This window comes from Bifidobacterium cebidarum, from assembly GCF_009193305.1.
In the GTDB taxonomy this organism is placed as follows: domain Bacteria; phylum Actinomycetota; class Actinomycetes; order Actinomycetales; family Bifidobacteriaceae; genus Bifidobacterium; species Bifidobacterium cebidarum.
This window is the reverse complement of sequence record NZ_WBVS01000008.1, coordinates 55,909-73,472: the sequence shown is the minus strand read 5'-3', so window position 1 is coordinate 73,472 and position 17,564 is coordinate 55,909. Positions and strand designations below refer to the sequence as shown.

General features: G+C 59.0%; 14 protein-coding genes. 11 read left to right on the top strand and 3 right to left on the bottom strand.

The window, feature by feature from the left end; all coding sequences use genetic code 11:
• The first annotated feature begins 3 nt into the window (after positions 1-3).
• A complete protein-coding gene (locus F7D08_RS07975) occupies positions 4-1,317 on the top strand; it encodes an NADH:flavin oxidoreductase/NADH oxidase (protein WP_193316251.1) in 1,314 nt (437 codons plus the stop codon).
• 121 nt (positions 1,318-1,438) lie between these two features.
• On the opposite strand, the gene F7D08_RS07970 is transcribed toward F7D08_RS07975, so the two are convergent.
• Positions 1,439-2,590: a quinone-dependent dihydroorotate dehydrogenase gene (locus F7D08_RS07970; RefSeq protein WP_152210110.1), complete on the bottom strand. Its 1,152-nt coding sequence runs from the start codon at positions 2,588-2,590 to the stop codon at positions 1,439-1,441.
• A 30-nt stretch (positions 2,591-2,620) separates the two neighbouring features.
• Between F7D08_RS07970 and F7D08_RS07965 the strand changes: the two genes are divergently transcribed.
• The 7 genes from F7D08_RS07965 to F7D08_RS07935 all read left to right on the top strand — a co-directional run bounded on the left by F7D08_RS07965 (position 2,621) and on the right by F7D08_RS07935 (position 9,789).
• Positions 2,621-2,911, top strand: a complete 291-nt coding sequence (locus F7D08_RS07965) for a hypothetical protein (protein WP_152210109.1) — start codon at positions 2,621-2,623, stop codon at positions 2,909-2,911.
• Positions 2,908-3,711, top strand: a complete 804-nt coding sequence (locus F7D08_RS07960; protein ID WP_033891309.1) for a DeoR/GlpR family DNA-binding transcription regulator — start codon at positions 2,908-2,910, stop codon at positions 3,709-3,711. The genes F7D08_RS07965 and F7D08_RS07960 overlap by 4 nt, the downstream gene beginning before the upstream one ends.
• A gap of 2 nt (positions 3,712-3,713) precedes the next feature.
• Positions 3,714-4,964: a galactose-1-phosphate uridylyltransferase gene (galT, locus tag F7D08_RS07955; protein ID WP_152210108.1), complete on the top strand. Its 1,251-nt coding sequence runs from the start codon at positions 3,714-3,716 to the stop codon at positions 4,962-4,964.
• Between the two features lie 72 nt (positions 4,965-5,036).
• The gene (gene galK / locus F7D08_RS07950; RefSeq protein ID WP_152210107.1) at positions 5,037-6,287 is read left to right on the top strand and encodes a galactokinase; all 1,251 of its coding nucleotides are present in this window, start codon (positions 5,037-5,039) and stop codon (positions 6,285-6,287) included.
• 108 nt (positions 6,288-6,395) lie between these two features.
• A complete protein-coding gene (locus F7D08_RS07945) occupies positions 6,396-8,003 on the top strand; it encodes an MFS transporter (RefSeq protein ID WP_404979666.1) in 1,608 nt (535 codons plus the stop codon).
• A 112-nt stretch (positions 8,004-8,115) separates the two neighbouring features.
• The gene (locus F7D08_RS07940) at positions 8,116-8,388 is read left to right on the top strand and encodes an ACT domain-containing protein (RefSeq protein WP_152210106.1); all 273 of its coding nucleotides are present in this window, start codon (positions 8,116-8,118) and stop codon (positions 8,386-8,388) included.
• A 36-nt stretch (positions 8,389-8,424) separates the two neighbouring features.
• Positions 8,425-9,789 carry a PFL family protein gene (locus tag F7D08_RS07935; protein WP_152210105.1) on the top strand — a complete coding sequence of 455 codons (1,365 nt, stop codon included), beginning with the start codon at positions 8,425-8,427 and terminating at the stop codon, positions 9,787-9,789.
• 252 nt (positions 9,790-10,041) lie between these two features.
• Here F7D08_RS07935 and F7D08_RS07930 read toward each other — a convergent pair whose 3' ends face one another.
• Positions 10,042-10,713, bottom strand: a complete 672-nt coding sequence (locus tag F7D08_RS07930) for a tRNA (cytidine(34)-2'-O)-methyltransferase (protein WP_193316250.1) — start codon at positions 10,711-10,713, stop codon at positions 10,042-10,044.
• 20 nt (positions 10,714-10,733) lie between these two features.
• Here F7D08_RS07930 and F7D08_RS07925 point away from each other — a divergent pair, with 20 nt between their 5' ends.
• A complete protein-coding gene (locus tag F7D08_RS07925; protein WP_152210134.1) occupies positions 10,734-11,621 on the top strand; it encodes an HhH-GPD family protein in 888 nt (295 codons plus the stop codon).
• Between the two features lie 67 nt (positions 11,622-11,688).
• Positions 11,689-12,426 carry a hypothetical protein gene (locus tag F7D08_RS07920; RefSeq protein ID WP_193316249.1) on the top strand — a complete coding sequence of 246 codons (738 nt, stop codon included), beginning with the start codon at positions 11,689-11,691 and terminating at the stop codon, positions 12,424-12,426.
• Between the two features lie 153 nt (positions 12,427-12,579).
• On the opposite strand, the gene F7D08_RS07915 is transcribed toward F7D08_RS07920, so the two are convergent.
• Positions 12,580-13,320 (bottom strand): hypothetical protein, encoded by a 741-nt coding sequence (locus F7D08_RS07915; RefSeq protein ID WP_152210104.1) that lies wholly within the window; start codon positions 13,318-13,320, stop codon positions 12,580-12,582.
• Between the two features lie 558 nt (positions 13,321-13,878).
• Here F7D08_RS07915 and rpoB point away from each other — a divergent pair.
• Complete coding sequence (gene rpoB / locus F7D08_RS07910) at positions 13,879-17,442, top strand: DNA-directed RNA polymerase subunit beta (RefSeq protein ID WP_152210103.1); 3,564 nt, start codon at positions 13,879-13,881, stop codon at positions 17,440-17,442.
• The last annotated feature ends 122 nt before the right edge of the window (positions 17,443-17,564 follow it).

Sequence of the window (17,564 nt, the reverse complement as noted above, 5' to 3'; positions counted from 1 at the left end):
TTCATGGGCGGCGATGAGCTGAAGCATGAGAATTTTGATTTCAGGGGCTTCGATGTGCCTGAGCTGAAGGCGGTGACGTTGGCCGCATCAGGTCCGGAGACAGTGGAATCCGAGTTGGCTGCCGGTGGTAAGAAGTCCAGCGGCAAAAACGGCAAGAGCGGCGGAAAGAAAGCCGATAAGGCCGATAAGGCCGAGAAGAAAGGCAAGAGCGTGGCTAAGGAAGCGAAAAAGAATCGTATTGGACTGTTCACCCCGATGGGACTGCGCGATGTGACGGTGCGTAATCGCATCTGGCTGCCGCCGATGTGCACGTATTCCGCGCTCGCCCGTGATGGCAAGCCCACGCCATTCCATTACCAGCATTACGTTTCCCGCGCCTTCGGTGGATTCGGCATGATCATCGCCGAAGCGACCGCCGTAGCGCCGGAAGGTCGTATTTCGCCATGCGATGTCGGCTTGTGGGAGGATGGCCAGATCGACGCATGGCGTTGGATTGTGGATGGCATTCGCAATGCCGGTGCTGTGCCTGCCGTGCAGCTCAACCATGCTGGGCGCAAGGCTTCCACCGGTTGCTTCGCTGTGGGTTATGAAGGCCAAAGCGTGCCCGAAGAGGCCGGCGGCTGGTCTACGGTCGCGCCTTCTCCGATTGCTTTCGGTGGACTGAACGCCCCTCGCGAACTTTCCGTGGATGAGATCCATGGCATCGTAGGCGCGTTTGCCGCAGCTGCCGGCCGTGCCGTTGCAGCCGGTTTCCAGGCCATCGAGATCCATGCGGCTCATGGCTACCTGATTTCCGAATTCCTGGATCCGCTGTGCAACGAGCGTACGGATGAATATGGCGGCGATTTGGAAGGCCGCGCCCGTTTCCTGTTGGAAGTAGTGGATGCCGTACGTGCCACCGTGCCGGAAGGCATGCCGGTGCTGGTGCGCATTTCCGCCACTGATTGGGCTGCCGGCGGTTGGGATCTGGATCAGACCATCGTGGTTTCCAAGATGCTGAAGGAGCATGGCGTCGATTTGATGGATGTTTCCACCGGCGGCATTATGGCTGGCGTCTCCATCCCGGTGAAGGCGAACTATCAGGTGCCATTCGCCGAGCAGGTGCGTTTGAAGGCCGAGATTCCGACCACTGCAGTGGGCCTGATCACCAAGCCGAAGCAGGCCAACAAGATTGTGGCCCGTGGTGAGGCTGATGCTGTGGAGATTGGTCGCGCCGCGTTGCGCGATCCCTACTGGCCGTTGCGCGCGGCCAACAAGCTTGGCGTGCCCGCCACGGAAGCGCCGTATCAGCCGCAGTACATTCGCGGCGCATACTGATTACGGATTCAGCCAGCTTGTTCTGATTGGTGTGTTCTGCGCCGGATTCTCCTGAGGGGAACCGGCGCAGAACTGCATCGAGCGGTGTTGAATTCCTGTATCGCCGTGATCGCTGCAACGATTACCGCGCGTCAACGCCGACGGCGTCGGAGACGTGCTCGAATCCATCGCGGCGCAGCAGCTGTGCGAGACCGCGCTTCAATACGGTGATCTGCTGCGGGCCGCGATACATCAGCGAACTGATGAACATGATGAGGCTTGCGCCGGAGCGGATGCGCTCGTAGGCCTGCTCGGGGGTGAAGATGCCGCCGATGCCGGCAATGGTGAATCGGTCGCCATATTCCTGATAGACCTTGCGTACCAATGCGTTGCTGGCGGTGGTGCATGGGCCGCCGGAAAGGCCTCCCTCCCAGTCACGTGGAATCTCGAGGCCGGTGCGGTCCTTCTGCAGATTCGCCAAGGAGAGTCCCTGCACATTGTGCTCGGCCAGCACGTCGAGCAGCTCCTTATATTCCGCCCACGGCTTGTTGAGCGGCATCTTGACCAGCGTGGGCTGCGGACGGTCGATCTTATCCAGTGCGGTGAAGAGCCGGTCCAGCGCCTCGGGGGAGGCGGTGAACGGTTCGCCCACATGGGTGTTCGGGCAGGAGATATTCACCTCCACCATCGCCGTGCGGCCGGCGGCGCGACGCATGGAGATGCAGTAATCCTCAATGCCCTCGTCCAGATCGCCGCACAGCTCATCATTGGTGCGGGCGATGGAAACGGAAATCTGCATCTGCCTGGTATTGGTCCAGGCCTTTTCGGCGCGTTCGATCACCTTATCCGAACCGATGTTGGCGAGACCCACGTGCACCATCATCGAATCGTATTCAGGCAGGCGGTGGAACCAGGGCTTCGGATTGCCGGGGCAGGGTCGGGCGGTGGTGGAGCCCACAGTTTCGAAGCCGAAACCGGCATTGTCGAGCACCACGGGCATGTCGCAGTTCTTGTCGAGGCCTGCGGACAGACCGAACGGGTTGGAGAAGTCGATGCCCATGACATTGGTCTCCAGAATGGGATCGGTGTAATCAAGCATCGTGCGCTCGGCGAGCAGCAGCGGAGGAATGTTGCGGACCACATGGCAGAATTCGATCATCTGGTCATGGGCTTCGTCGGGGCGATGGTTGAATACGAAATTCGGCTTGATGATGTGCTTGTATCCGAAGGTGAACAAGTCGGTGGTCGCCTTGTTGACGGCATCATGCCAGAAATTATCGATAACGTAAGTCATAGTGCCTATTCTCTCACTGATGAGCGGTTGATGACTACCGTTTGCTATGAGGTTTCCTGTGACTTCTGTTGTGGTAATGGCTTGCCGTCGGTGTTTCACAGGATGTTTCACGGTGATGTGGTGCGGTTTGCCGGTGGTTTGGAATGGGTGGTATTGCGATGGCTGACTTGGAAAATGTTCGATTTTGAGCGATTGGGACGCGGTGGATGTGGCGAAAGCAAGGAAATCAGCCATTCGAACGGAAGCGAACGCAAACATTGGCTGAAAAACGCTCAACACGGTTTTGTTTGTGAGCTTTTGTGTGCGATAATGTTCGTATGATTTCGTCACAACGTCAGCACCTTATCTTGAGCAGGTTGCGCACCCGTGGTGCAGTGCGCATTACCGCGCTATCCAAGGAGCTGGGAGTTTCGGCGATGACCATCCGCCGTGACATCGCCGAGCTGGCCGATAAGGGCCTGCTCAAGCGCGTCCATGGCGGTGCCGTAACCACCAGCACTCTGTTGAGCGAGCCACTGTTTTCCGTGAAGTCCCAGATGGACATTGGTCTGAAGGACGCCATCGCCCAGGAGGCCGTGAAATACGTGGCACCCGGAGACGTGATCGCCATCGGCGGCGGCACCACGGCCTACGTATTCGCCCAGCATCTGCTTGAATCACAGCAGTCCAGTGGCATCACCATTCTCACCAACTCGATTCCCGTTGCCGAACTGGTCCAGGCCCTGGAATCCAAGGATGTGGAAGTGATCGTCACCGGCGGCGTGATCACGCGTTCGAACTCTCTCGTCGGGCCGATCGCCGACAAAGTCGTCGCATCGCTGCGCGTGAACACCGTATTCTTGGGCACCCATTCGGTGTCGATTCCTCGCGGCTTCCTGATGCCGAATTCGCTGGAAGCCGCAACCGATATGGCGATGATGGACATCGCCGATCGCACCATAGTTTTGACCGATCACACCAAGTGGAGTTGCACGTCGCTGTCCTTGTTCGCGCGCTTCGACCAAGTGGATACGGTCATCACCGACGACGGTCTCGACCCCGACTCCGCCGCCAAAACGAAGGATTTGGTCAAGGAACTCGTGCTGGCTCACCAGAGCGAGACCAATGAGGAAAGTGAGTGAAGATGGCAGAGTTTGCCAACTACGAACCGGGTGAATACGCGAAGGAGCACATCCGCATTACGCCGACCAAGCTGGCCGATGGACGTGACTTCTTCTACCTGGATGATGATCCGGAGTATGTCTCCGGCAAGAAGACCCGCGAGCTCAAGGATCCGCGCCCGCTGGATTACCGTTTTGCCCCGCATCTGGACGCCGACGGCAACGAAGTGCCGTACGCCGCTCCGCAGATGCGCCGTGACCCGCTGACTGGCGACTGGATTCCGATGGCGACCGCCCGTATGAACCGCCCGATCACCGCGGGCCCCGGCGCCACCGCCAAGGGCAACCCGCTGGCCGCCCGTAAGCCCGGCGACCCGTACCAGGACGGCGAGGTTCCGGACACCGACTACAACGTGGTGGTGTTCGAAAACCGCTTCCCCTCGATGGTGCGTGTGCCCGGTGAGGACGATTCCGTGAAGTTCGTGGACGGCAACCCGTTGTGGGAGCAGAAGCCCGCCGCCGGCCGCTGCGAAGTGATCTGCTTCGACCCGAACGAGGACGGCCTGCCGGCCGATCTGCCGGTCTCCCGCCTGCGCACTGTCGTCGAAGCCTGGGCTTTCCGCACCGCTGAAATCTCCAAGATGGAAGGCATCGAGCAGATCTTCCCGTTCGAGAACCACGGTGCCGAGATCGGCGTTTCCCTGGCGCACCCTCATGGTCAGGTCTACTGCTACCCGTTCATCGCTCCGAAGATGGAGAAGGAGCTCAAGCACACCGAGGCCTACCACGAGAAGACCGGCGGCAACCTGCTCAAGGACATCATGAACGCCGAGCTCGAAGCCGGCGAACGCATCGTGATGCGCAACCACAGCTGGGTGGCCTACGTGCCGGCCGCCGCTCGCTGGCCCCTTGAGGTGCACGTTGCCCCGGTGCGCGACGTGCTGACCCTCGACCAGCTCAACGATCAGGAACGCTGGGATCTGGCCTCCATGTACTCCCATCTGCTCAAGCGCGGCAACGCGTTCTTCGACAAGGGCGATGGCAAGGGCATGGATCTGCCGTACATCTCCGCATGGCATCAGGCCCCGATTCACGATCCGCGCCGTGAGAACTACCGCCTGAACTTGCAGTTCTTCTCCTTCCGCCGTGCAGCCAACAAGATCAAGTACCTGGCAGGCTCGGAATCCGGCATGGCCGCATGGATTTCCGACACCACGCCGGAACTCATCGCCAAGCGCTTCCACGAGCTCGGCGACGTGGACATCTCCGACTGATCACACTTATTGGGGCTCCTCTCAGTAAGGGGAGCCCCAATGCATGAACACGTATAGAAAGAAATAACACCAATGACTGCTGTTGAATTCATTAAGCCGATCTCCCATGAGGACGGCGTGGAACAGGCCAAGGCCCTGTTCTCCAAGACCTACGGCGTGGAGCCGGAAGGCGTGTGGGCCGCTCCGGGCCGCGTGAACCTGATCGGCGAACACACCGACTACAATGCCGGCCTGTGCCTGCCGATCGCTCTGCCGCACCGCACGTTCATCGCCCTGTTCCCGCGCGAAGACACCAAGGTGCGCGTGGTCTCCGACGTGGCTCCGGACAAGGTCGCCGAAGCCGATCTTGAAGGGCTCAAGGCCCGTGGCGTGGACGGTTGGTCCGCCTATCCGACCGGTGTGGCCTGGGCGCTGCGCGAAGCTGGTTTCAGCAAGGTGCAGGGCTTTGACGCCGCCTTCGTCTCCTGCGTGCCGCTGGGCTCCGGCCTGAGCTCCTCCGCCGCCATGACCTGCTCCACCGCCCTGGCTCTGGACGACGTGTATGGCCTTGGTTACGGCGATTCCGACGCCGGCCGTGTGACCCTGATCAACGCCGCCATCAAGTCCGAAAACGAGATGGCCGGAGCCTCCACCGGCGGCCTCGACCAGAACGCCTCGATGCGATGCACCGCCGGCCACGCGCTGCTGCTCGACTGCCGCCCTGAGCTGACCCCGCTGGAGAACGTCTCCCAGCAGGAGTTCGATCTCGACAAGTACGGCCTTGAACTGCTCGTGGTGGACACCCAGGCTCCTCACCAGCTCAACGACGGCCAGTACGCCCAGCGCCGCGCCACCTGCGAGGAGGCCGCCAAGATCCTCGGCGTGGCCAACCTGCGCGTCGCCGCCGACGGCATCGCCAAGGCCGACGACCCGTTCCAGGCTCTGAAGGAAACGCTCGACGCCCTGCCGGACGAGACCATGAAGAAGCGCGTGCGCCACGTGGTCACTGAAATCGAACGTGTGCGCTCCTTCGTGCATGCCTTCGCCAAGGGCGACATCGAGGCCGCAGGTCGCCTGTTCAACGCCTCCCACGATTCGCTGGCTGCCGACTATGAGGTCACGGTGCCTGAACTCGACGTGGCCGTGGACGTGGCTCGTCACAACGGCGCATACGGCGCCCGCATGACCGGCGGCGGCTTCGGCGGGTCCATCATCGCTCTGGTGGACAAGGGCCGCAGCCAAGAGGTCGCCCAGGCCATCGCCGACGAATTCAAAAAGCGTGGCTTCCATGCGCCACGCGCCCTTGCTGCCGTGGCGGCGCCGAGCGCTTCGCGCGAGGCCTGACGTTTCACGACACGCGCGGCCGTACTTACGAAAAAACGAAAATCGTACTACGGTGACCTCTTGTTTTGAATAATCGCATGCCATCTGGCGTATTTCACGCCTCATGGCATGCGATTTTTTGTTGCCGATTGTGACCCGGACGTTAGGGGTTGTCGGCGCTCGCCAGGTGAGCGCCGCGCGGCGGCAACGAGGAGAGTAAGACAGAAGAGGATTCCGTTGTCCGAAAAACAGACAACCATTCGCAATACCCAACTCAACGATTCAGCATTCGTGCCAGGCAAGCCCCAGCATTTCAACCACCCGCACAAAGTCATGCTCGGCCTGTACATCAGCGTGTTCCTGGGCATGCTTTCGGAAACATCCATGAACATCACCCTGCCCGACCTGATGAACGATTTCGGCATCTCATCCGGCGCCGCGCAATGGATGGTTGTCGGCTACATGCTCGCCATCGGTGTGGTGCTGCCGTGCGTGGGCCTCATGCTCAAATGGATCAAGGCCAAGACCTTGGTGCTGTTCGCGCTGGCCTGCTTCCTGAGCGGTGCTGTGATTTGCACCGTCGCACCAAACTTCCCCATACTGCTGGCGGGCCGCATCATGCAGGGCATCAGCACCGGCATCGTGCTGCCCACCATGTATGCGGCCATCATGCGAGTGTTCCCGCTGCATAAGATCGGCGCAGCCAACGGCGTTGCCGGCTTGGTCATCATGTTCGCTCCGGTGATTGGCCCGACCATCGCAGGTGCGCTTATCGGAGCGTTCTCATGGCGTGCGATTTTCGCACTGTTCGCAGCTGTTGCCCTCGTGGCCATCGTGTGCACTGCGCTGTTCTTCGTCACGCCCATCGAACGCACCCGCCCGAATGTTGACGCATTGTCCATCGTCGCTTCGGCCATCGGCTTCGGCTGCCTGGTTGCCGGTGTGAGCCTGATCAGCGACATGGGCTTCAGCCCGGCAGTCATTGGTCTGCTTGCCGTCGGTGTGCTGGTGCTGGCGTTCTACGCCTATCGCCAGCTGCATATCGCCGATCCGTTGCTCAACCTGCGCGCTCTTGGCGTTGCGGCGTTCCGAACGCCGGCCATCATGATTAGCTGCTCCTTCTCCTGCACGCTGGCGTTCATGTATCTGGTGCCGCAGGAACTGCAGCGCGGCATGGGGCTGAGCTCCACCGTCGCCGGTCTGCTCATGCTGCCAGGCGGCGTGATCAACGCACTGTGCACGCTTGCCGCGGGACGCATGTTCGACCGTCATGGCGCGAAGAAGCTGGTCTGGATCGGCTCGGCGCTCACCATCATTGGTGGCGCGCTGTTCTTCGCCATCGGTGTTTCGACGCCGGTCGCCTTGTTCCTTGCCGCGCACATCATCGTGATGGTTGGCATTCCGTTTATTCAGCAGTCTTCGCAGTCCGCGGCATTGAAGTCGTTGCCTGGCCATATGGCCGCTGACGGTAGCACGATCATGAACACCATGCAGCAGGTGTGCGGTGCCATCGCCACCGCTGTGGCCACCTGTTTGCTTGGTCTTGGACAGGCAAATTACGCGGCGGATGGCGGCATGAATCCCGCACAGGGCTTCGTGGACGGATCGCGTTACGGATACCTGTTCGGCATGGCGTTGGTCGTAGCGGTACTGGTGCTCTCCTTCCTGCTCAGGGAAAGCAAGGAAGAGCCTCAGCTCGTGCCGGTGCATGTGGATATCGAGAAACTGGCCGCTTGAGATAAACGATAAGGCGTAACGGGTGTTCCTCTATACTGGGGAGCACCCGTTTTTCATATGTTCGAATATGTTCGCAAGTTCATTTCCGACCAGTTTTCAATCAGGGAGCGCCATGAACAAGGCCATCATCACCGTTGTCGGCCAGGATACCGTCGGCATCATCGCACGAGTCTGCACCTACCTTTCCAATCACAACGTCAACGTGCTCGATATTTCGCAGACCATCATCGATGGTTTCTTCAACATGATGATGATTGTGGACTATTCCAAGTCGGACAAGGAATTCAGCGCCATGGTCGGCAACCTTGAGGATCTCGGCGACGACATCGGTGTGCGTATCCGCTGCCAGCGTGAAGAAATCTTCACCAAGATGCATCGAATCTGAGACAGGCCTCGAAAGAAAAGGACTTAAGGAAACACCATGCTGAATATCATGGAGGTCCACGAGACCAATCAGATGATCGAGCAGGAAAAGCTCGACGTGCGCACCATCACCATGGGCATTTCCCTGCTTGATTGCGCGGCGGACACCGTTGAGCGAACCTGCGGCAACATCTACCGTAAAATCACCACCTATGCCAAGGACCTGGTCTCCACCGGCCAGGCCATTGAAAGCGACTATGGCATTCCGATCGTCAACAAGCGCATCACTGTGACGCCGATTTCGTTGGTTGGCGCCAGCTGCTGCAAGACGTCGGAGGATTTCGTTCAGATCGCGCATGCATTGGATAAGGCGGCCAAGGAAGTCGGCGTCGATCTGATCGGCGGTTACTCCGCGCTCGTCTCCAAGGCGATGACCCCGGCCGAGGAGCTGCTCATCAAGTCCCTGCCGCAGGCCTTGTCTGAGACGGATATCGTGTGCTCGTCGGTGAATGTGGGGTCTACGAAGACTGGCATCGATATGAACGCCGTGGAATTGCTCGGCCATATCATCAAGGACATCGCCGAACGCACCGCGGACAACGATTCCTACGGCTGCGTGAAATTCGTGGCCTTCTGCAATGTTCCGGACGACAACCCGTTCATGGCTGGCGGCTTCCATGGCGTGACCGAAGGCGATGCCGTGATTAACGTGGGCGTCTCCGGTCCCGGCGTGGTCTCGCGTGCGCTGGACGCTGCCAAGGGCAGGGATTTCGAATTCCTGTGCGAAACCATTAAGCGCACCGCGTTCAAGATTACGCGCGTAGGCCAGCTGGTGGCTCAGGAGGCGTCTCGCAGACTTGGTGTGCCGTTCGGCATTATCGACCTCTCGTTGGCTCCGACTCCGGCTGTGGGCGATTCCGTGGGTGAAGTACTTGAGAAGATCGGCCTTGAACAGGTTGGCGCACCGGGCACCACGGCGGCTTTGGCAATGCTCAACGACCAGGTGAAGAAAGGCGGCATCATGGCCTCTTCGTATGTTGGAGGCTTATCTGGTGCATTCATTCCGGTTTCCGAAGACAAGAACATGATTGATGCTGCGTCTTCCGGATGCCTGACTATCGAGAAGCTCGAAGCCATGACATGTGTGTGCTCCGTGGGCCTCGACATGATCGCCATTCCGGGCGATACCTCCGCCGCCACTATCTCCGGCCTGATCGCGGATGAGGCGGCCATCGGCATGGTGAATCAGAAGACCACGGCCGTTCGCGTGATTCCGGTGGTCGGCAAGGGTGTGGGCGAGATGGCCAACTTCGGCGGCCTGATGGGCTATGCGCCGATTATGCCTGTGAATCAGACCTCGTGCGAGGCGTTTGTGACCCGTGGCGGCCGCATCCCGGCTCCGATTCACAGTTTTAAGAACTGATGCGTGCGAATATTGGTGCTATCTCGCTTGGCAGGGGTACATTTGCGGTTTTTGAAAATGCTATCTGCTTTGCAAGGGGTTCCTCTATAGGAAAAGCCCGAGTACAAGGGCTGAAATTCCAACGCTAATACTCAGGATTTCTGGGTTTGGATACCCCTTGCAAAGCAGATAGACCTTTGGGGAACGTGAAATGTACCCCTTGCAAGGCAAATGCGGTAGTTCTATCGCATGCGGTGGAGCTGACAGAGTGGATTAGCGTCCGCCGGCGAAATTGAGCTGGCGCCAAGCCTCATAGATGGCGATGGACGCGCAGTTGGTGAGGTTCAAGGAGCGCAGGCTCGGGCGCATGGGCAGGCGGACCTGTTCAGCCACATGCGGACCGGCCATGATATCCATCGGGTCGGGAATGTCACCGGGCTCGGGGCCGAAGAGCAGAATGTCGGTCGGACGATACTCGATGTCCGTATACAACTTGGTGGCGTTTGCGGTGAACGCGATGATGCGTGAATTCGGCATCGATTCCACCAGATTGTCGAAATTCGGGTGCAACACCACATGTGCCATGTCGTGATAGTCCAACCCAGCGCGGCGCAACTTGGTATCACGCAGGTTGAAGCCCAACGGTTCCACCAAGTGCAGGATAGTGCCGGTCACCGCACACAGGCGGATCGCGGAACCGGTATTGCCGGGGATACGAGGAGAGTAGTAGCACAGGTGCGGGGTCACGGTTTCGGCCTCGGCCGCCTTTTCGGCGGACAACATGGCATCTACCACAGAGATCGGGTTGCCGTGCGCGTCGGTCACCAACTCGTCCGGACCATAATTCGACTTGCGGTAACCGTATTCGAACATCTTCTCGACCTTGGCTTCCGGATTACTAGTGCTTTCAGGGTTCTGTGGGTTCATTGCTGCCTCGTTCGTCATAAATGCTAAGAATAAGAATGATGAACGACAGTGATATTGCTCTGCGCCTCGGTGCATGGTGGGATGCGAACGCACGTGATCTGCCATGGCGATTCGGCCGCGCCACACCATGGGGTGTATTGGTTTCCGAAGTGATGAGCCAACAGACCCAGATGAGTCGCGTAGTGCCATACTGGCAGGCATGGATGGAACGTTGGCCGGATGCTCGCTCGCTCGCCGCAGCGCCCAAGGCTGAGGTGATTACCGCATGGGGGCGTTTGGGGTATCCGCGCCGGGCATTGCGATTGCAGGAATGTGCCCGCGCAGTTGCCGAACAGTATGCCGATGAATTGCCACGTGCCTATGACGAGCTTGTCGCGCTGCCCGGCATCGGCGATTACACGGCCTCTGCCGTGCTGAGCTTCGCATTCGGGCAGCGCATCGCCGTGATCGATACCAATATTCGCAGGGTATTGAGTCGTGTGTTCTTGGGAGTTGAGTCGCATGGTGGAGCGGCCAGTGCCGCCGAGCGGGCGCTCGCAAACCGGGTGCTGCCTGAGCGTGCACGGCGGTCGGTGACTTGGAATCAATCGGTGATGGAATTAGGCGCGGTGTTGTGCACGGCGAAATCACCATTGTGCGAGAACTGTCCGATTGCTGAGGATTGTGCGTTTTTGAAGGCGGGGAGACCTGGGTTGGGGGAGAAGAGGACTCGCCCACGTCAGCGATTCCAAGGCACCGATCGCCAAGTGCGCGGACTGGTGTTGGCGGCTTTGCGTGGTCTGCCGGCTGATGCTTCACTCTCTCGTACGGAGGCGGAGAAACTATGGAAAGATTCAGCGCAGTTGAGCGCTTGCATCGCAAGCTTGGATGACGATGGTTTGATTGAAATCATGCAGGATGGTGCATTGCGCTTGCCTCAAGGCTGACGTTCTGGTGAAAATGACTGGCTTCCGTCGTGTGTGCAGGGCAACACGACCGTAGACTGGAAACGTTATGGCAATGCAGAGGAATAATTCGGGTGTAAGCGGCGTGAGGTCGAGGTCGAGTAGAACTGGGTCCGGCGCTGGTAGGTCGGCTACTCCTCGTACGCCATATAAACCTAATGCGCCAAAAAAGCGCAAGCGCAAGATCAGTAAGAAACAGCAGGCCATCTATCGCCGTCGCCGCATCGTAGTCGGCGTTGTGCTGGCATTGGTACTCGCGCTGATTGTGTTTTGTATATATAGCATCGGCCGCGGGGTCGGTGCCATTAACACGCTGATTCACCATGATGAGGTGTATGCCATTTCCCGCGAGGCTACGCCCACGCCGAAAAGTACGTCCAATGTGAAAAAATGCTCCGCCAATGATCTGACATTGGAGCTGAGCTCGAAATCGCAATCGGTAGCAGTGGGCGGCACGATGGAGTTCACCGCGACCATTGTGCATGATGGTTCGAATAGTTGTCTGGTGGACGGATCGGATTCAGGTCGTGTGCTTACGATTACCTCTGGATCGGAGACCATCTACAAATCCGATTTGTGCGCGCCTGATTCCCGCTGGCTGCTGATGGCCAAAGGAGATAAGGACGCGCAGCAGCTCAAGTGGAATACGGATTATAACGCCACTCTGACCGAATGCACTGATGAGGCCGGTTGGTCCAAGGTGAACGCCGGCACGTATACGGCGCAGATTGCCTTGAAGGATGCGCCGAAGGTGAAGAGCGATCCGGTGACGTTTACCGTGGAATAAGAGCAGTTTCTTGGTCGCAGGATGACGGGCAGTGGCTTCCGTGGAGATAGGTGTCAAGTTTTCCTATCTCAGGTTCTTGTACGGTGATACTAGCTGTTGCGTTAGTACCGTTACAGGGAAATAGAATGAGATGTAACGCGTCGACGTGTGCGATTACATCTTGTCAAAGCGTGTGTATGCTTGCCATACGTCCCAGACAAGGAATACTGATGCGTTACCTAGTTGTCCGACGGGTTGGATGATGTTGCGTCTAGCCCATTGACGTATTGTCGCCGCCTTGACATCGATGCCCCAAGGCTTCAACACTCGATGCAATTGCGTAGGTGTTCCTTTGACACCACTCAATCTCAGACGGAGCATATCGAGTTCGTGTATATCTTTAATGCGGTGTGTGCTGTAGCAGCGTGGACATTCCAACCAGCCGCCGGCCAATTCCTCCTCGTCAGCGCGTAGCTCATAATTGCATATGGGACACCAGCCGACCATGCGTGTGCTTTCAGGCGGATTCAGCAAGCGTGCCAGTCGTTCCACCAACGTACGAGCATCACCTGATAGTTTTTCCATTATGGAAGCGGACATTGTGTCTAAGCGCGGCAGATTCTTAATAATGCTTTTGAGCAGAGTCGGCGTGCTCAAGTTGCGGTAGGGATGCAGTCCTAGGAGACGAACGCCCATTCGAGCAAATCTATTGATGTCTTGCAGAAGTTGGAATGCGTCTATATCCAGCGGTATAGGCATAGAAGCTGTATTGAGATTGCTGCGTCTATCGCTCACCTGAATGCCTATAGTGGCTTGCCGGTTGGCGATTAGGTCCAAGATGGACCAGTTGTCCACTAAAGAGCACAGATCTTTTTGGAGTTGGTAGGTGCCTGTTTTGGCGTTGACCGAGGTCATATTCCCTCCATTTCAAAAGTTAAATGAGATGGTGTGCCATTTAGGTTCTTTTTATCTTGTATAGGGAGAGATCTTGTGTAGGGGGCTTCCGCCAAATTAGTTAAATCGAAACTATGAGACCGATATGGCTCTATATTACTGCGAATCATCCCCGCTGGCGCAGGCAGATTGTTTTATATTATGCGAAAACGTGAAGGATAATCAGGCGGAAGAGGACATCGATATATCTCCTTCCCACAACTTCAATCGTCTAAGCGCAAGCGATTGTAGCGGGAAGACCTTGTTTCCGCTTGTATGCAATTGCTCCATACGAATATGTTCCGGTTGCCTATGGCCCGCTGATATGAGGCAATGCAGTCTGTCTGGTTTGCTGAGTAGGGAAGCGGTGCTGATGTATGATAGGAATGTCGCTGCATATCGCTATTCTTTGTAATTTGCATGAGGTGTGTCATATTGCGGGCATGCCGTCGACAACGAAGCGTCCGCATAGGCATATGGTGGCCATGCGCGCGCTCCCAGGGGAATACCACAATTTTAGCGAGCGATAAGGAACGTCCATTGGCTAATACAGCTACGACGAACACCACTACCATCATCGCACGCGCCGACCAGCATGACATTGACCTGCACAAGGCGTCGGATCGCGTGAACTTCGGCTCCATCAAAGAGCCTATCGATGTGCCCTATCTGCTGGGCGTGCAGACCGACAGCTTCGACTGGCTGATCGGCAACGAGCGCTGGAAGAAGCGCGTCGAGGAAGACGAGGCCAACGGCACCAACACCGTGGCCCACACTTCCGGTCTCGATGAGGTCTTCAATGAGATCTCCCCGATCGAGAACTTCGCCCAGACCATGTCCCTGACCTTCTCCGATCCGTACTTCGAGGAGCCGCGTCATACGGTCCAGGAGTGCAAGGAAAAGGATTACACCTACTCCGCACCGCTGTACGTGAACGCTGAGTTCGAGAACGGCGACACCGGCGAAATCAAGTCCCAGACCGTGTTCATGGGCGACTTCCCACTGCAGACCCCGCACGGTACCTTCATCATCGGCGGTACCGAGCGAGTCATCGTCTCCCAGCTCGTGCGTTCCCCGGGCGTTTACTTCGATCGTCAGCAGGACCGCACCTCCGACAAGGAAGTCTTCGGCGCCAAGATCATCCCGTCTCGCGGCGCATGGCTCGAGTTCGAGATCGATAAGAAGGACCAGCCGCAGGTGCGCGTGGACCGCAAGCGTAAGCAGTCCGCCATCGTGTTCCTGATGGCCATCGGCATGACCAAGCCCGAGATTGCCCAGGCCTTCAAGGACTGCCCGCTGGTGCTCGACGCCCTGCAGCGCGAGACCCTGGAAACCCAGGACGAGGCTCTGGTCGACCTGTACCGCAAGATCCGCCCGGCCGACACCCCGACTCCGGAAGCCGGCAAGAACCTGCTGGACTCCTTCTACTTCAACACCAAGCGCTACGATCTGGCCCGCGTCGGCCGCTACAAGATTAACCGCAAGCTCGGTCTTGAGGCTGACTTCAACGATCGCTCCCTGCACCAGGAAGACATCATCGCCACCATCAAGTACCTGGTGGCCCTGCATGATGGCGCCAAGACCTTCGCTGGCACCCGCAACGGCGAGAACATCGACCTGCGCGTGGACGTGGACGATATCGATCACTTCGGCAACCGCCGTATCCGCCAGGTCGGCGAGCTGATCCAGAACCAGCTGCGCACCGGCCTGAGCCGTATGGAGCGTGTGGTGCGCGAGCGTATGACCACTCAGGACGCCGAGGCCATCACCCCGCAGTCCCTAATCAACATCCGCCCGGTGAACGCCACCATCAAGGAGTTCTTCGGCACCTCCCAGCTCTCCCAGTTCATGGATCAGAACAACCCGCTCTCCGGTGTGACGAACAAGCGTCGTCTCTCCGCTCTGGGCCCCGGTGGTCTGTCCCGTGACCGCGCCTCCATGGAAGTGCGAGACGTGCACCCGTCCCACTTCGGCCGTATGTGCCCGATCGAGTCTCCTGAAGGCCCGAACATCGGTCTGATCGGCTCCCTGGCAACCTTCGGCCGTGTGAACCCGTTCGGTTTCATCGAGACCCCGTACCGTAAGGTCGTCAACGGCCACGTCACCGACGAAGTCGAATACATGACCGCAGACCGCGATCTCGACCACGTCATCGCCCAGGCCAACCAGGAACTCGACGAGAACGGCAACTTCGTGCAGAAGTCCGCACTCGCCCGAGTCGGCGAAGAAGAGGCAGTCGATGTGCCGGTGAGCTCCGTGGATTACATGGATGTCTCACCTCGCCAGATGGTCTCCCTCGGTGCCTCCCTGATTCCGTTCCTGGAGCACGATGAGGGCCACCGTGCATTGATGGGTACCAACATGCAGCGTCAGGCCGTGCCGCTGATCGAATCCGAGCGCCCGCTGGTGGGCACCGGTTCCGAATGGCGTGCCGCCAACGACTCCGGCGACGTGATCAAGGCTGAGAAGGACGGCGTGGTGACCTATGTCTCCGCCGACCTGATCCGCGTGATGAACGACGATGGCACCACCAGCTCCTACAAGCTGGCCAAGTTCCAGCGCTCCAACCAGACCACCTGCTACAACCAGCGCCCGATCGTGCACGACGGCGAGCGTGTGGAGGCCGGCTCGGTCATGGCTGACGGCCCCGCCATCCAGAACGGCGACCTGGCCCTGGGCAAGAACCTGCTCATCGCCTTCATGCCTTGGAACGGCTACAACTACGAGGATGCTGTGATCATCTCCCAGCGCCTCGTGCAGGACGACACCCTCTCCTCCATCCACATCGAGGAGTACGAGATCGACGCCCGCGAAACCAAGCTTGGCGCCGAGGAAATCACCCGCGACCTGCCGAACGTCGGCGAGGACGCTGTGGCCAACCTCGATGAGCGCGGCATCATCCGCATCGGTGCCGAAGTCGAAGCTGGCGACATCCTGGTCGGCAAGGTCACCCCGAAGGGCGAGACCGAGCTGACTCCGGAAGAGCGACTGCTGCGCGCCATCTTCGGCGAGAAGTCCCGTGAGGTGCGCGACACCTCCCTGCGTGTGCCCCATGGCGAGACCGGTACCGTCATCGGCGTCAAGGAAATCACCCGTGAGGATGCCGAGGAGGATGGTGACGAGCTGCCCAACGGCGTGAACCAGATGATTCGTGTCTACATCGCCCAGCACCGTAAGATCACCGTGGGCGATAAGCTCTCCGGCCGCCACGGCAACAAGGGCTGCATCTCCCGCATCCTGCCGGAAGAGGATATGCCGTTCCTCGCCGACGGTACCCCGGTTGACATCATGCTCAACCCGCTGGGCGTGCCTTCCCGAATGAACCTTGGTCAGGTGCTCGAACTGCACCTCGGCTGGATCGCCCACTCCGGTTGGGACATCTCCCTCGATCCGAACCTGGAAGCCGAGTGGAAGAGGCTGGTTCCGTCCGGCGCTGAGAAGGCCGAGCCGGGCACCCCGGTGGCAACCCCGGTGTTCGACGGCGTCAAGCCGGAGGTCTTGAAGGGCCTGCTGTCCACCACGCTGCCGAACCGCGATGGCGATCGTCTCGTGGGCCCCGACGGCAAGGCAACCCTGTTCGACGGCCGTACCGGCGAACCGTACACCAAGCCGATCTCCGTTGGCTACATGTACATGCTGAAGCTGCACCACCTGGTCGACGACAAGATCCACGCCCGCTCCACCGGTCCGTACTCCATGATCACCCAGCAGCCGCTCGGCGGTAAGGCCCAGTTCGGTGGCCAGCGCTTCGGCGAGATGGAGGTGTGGGCCCTCGAGGCCTACGGTGCCGCCTACACGCTGCACGAGATGATGACCACCAAGTCCGATGACGTCGACGGCCGCGTGCGCGTCTACGGCGCCATCGTGAAGGGCGAGAACCTGCCGCCGGCAGGCATCCCGGAGTCCTTCAAGGTGCTTCTCAAGGAAATGCAGTCCCTGTCCCTGAACGTCGAAGTGCTGAACGCCGAAGGCGTGGCCATCGACATGAAGGACGAGGAAGACGATCCGGTGAGCTCCGCCGACGATCTGGGCTTCAACATCGGTGCCCGCCCTGATGCGGCCGCCAAGGAAGACCAGAAGGCAGAAGAGCCCGAATACCAGTGATCCCACGGGTCGTAAGCCCATTTGATTGCGAGCCGGTCTCAAGTCTCAAGAAATGAGCTGTTGAGACCGGCCCCGATCAGGCACTATGCAAAGGCATACGAAGGCTTATGACTCCACACAGC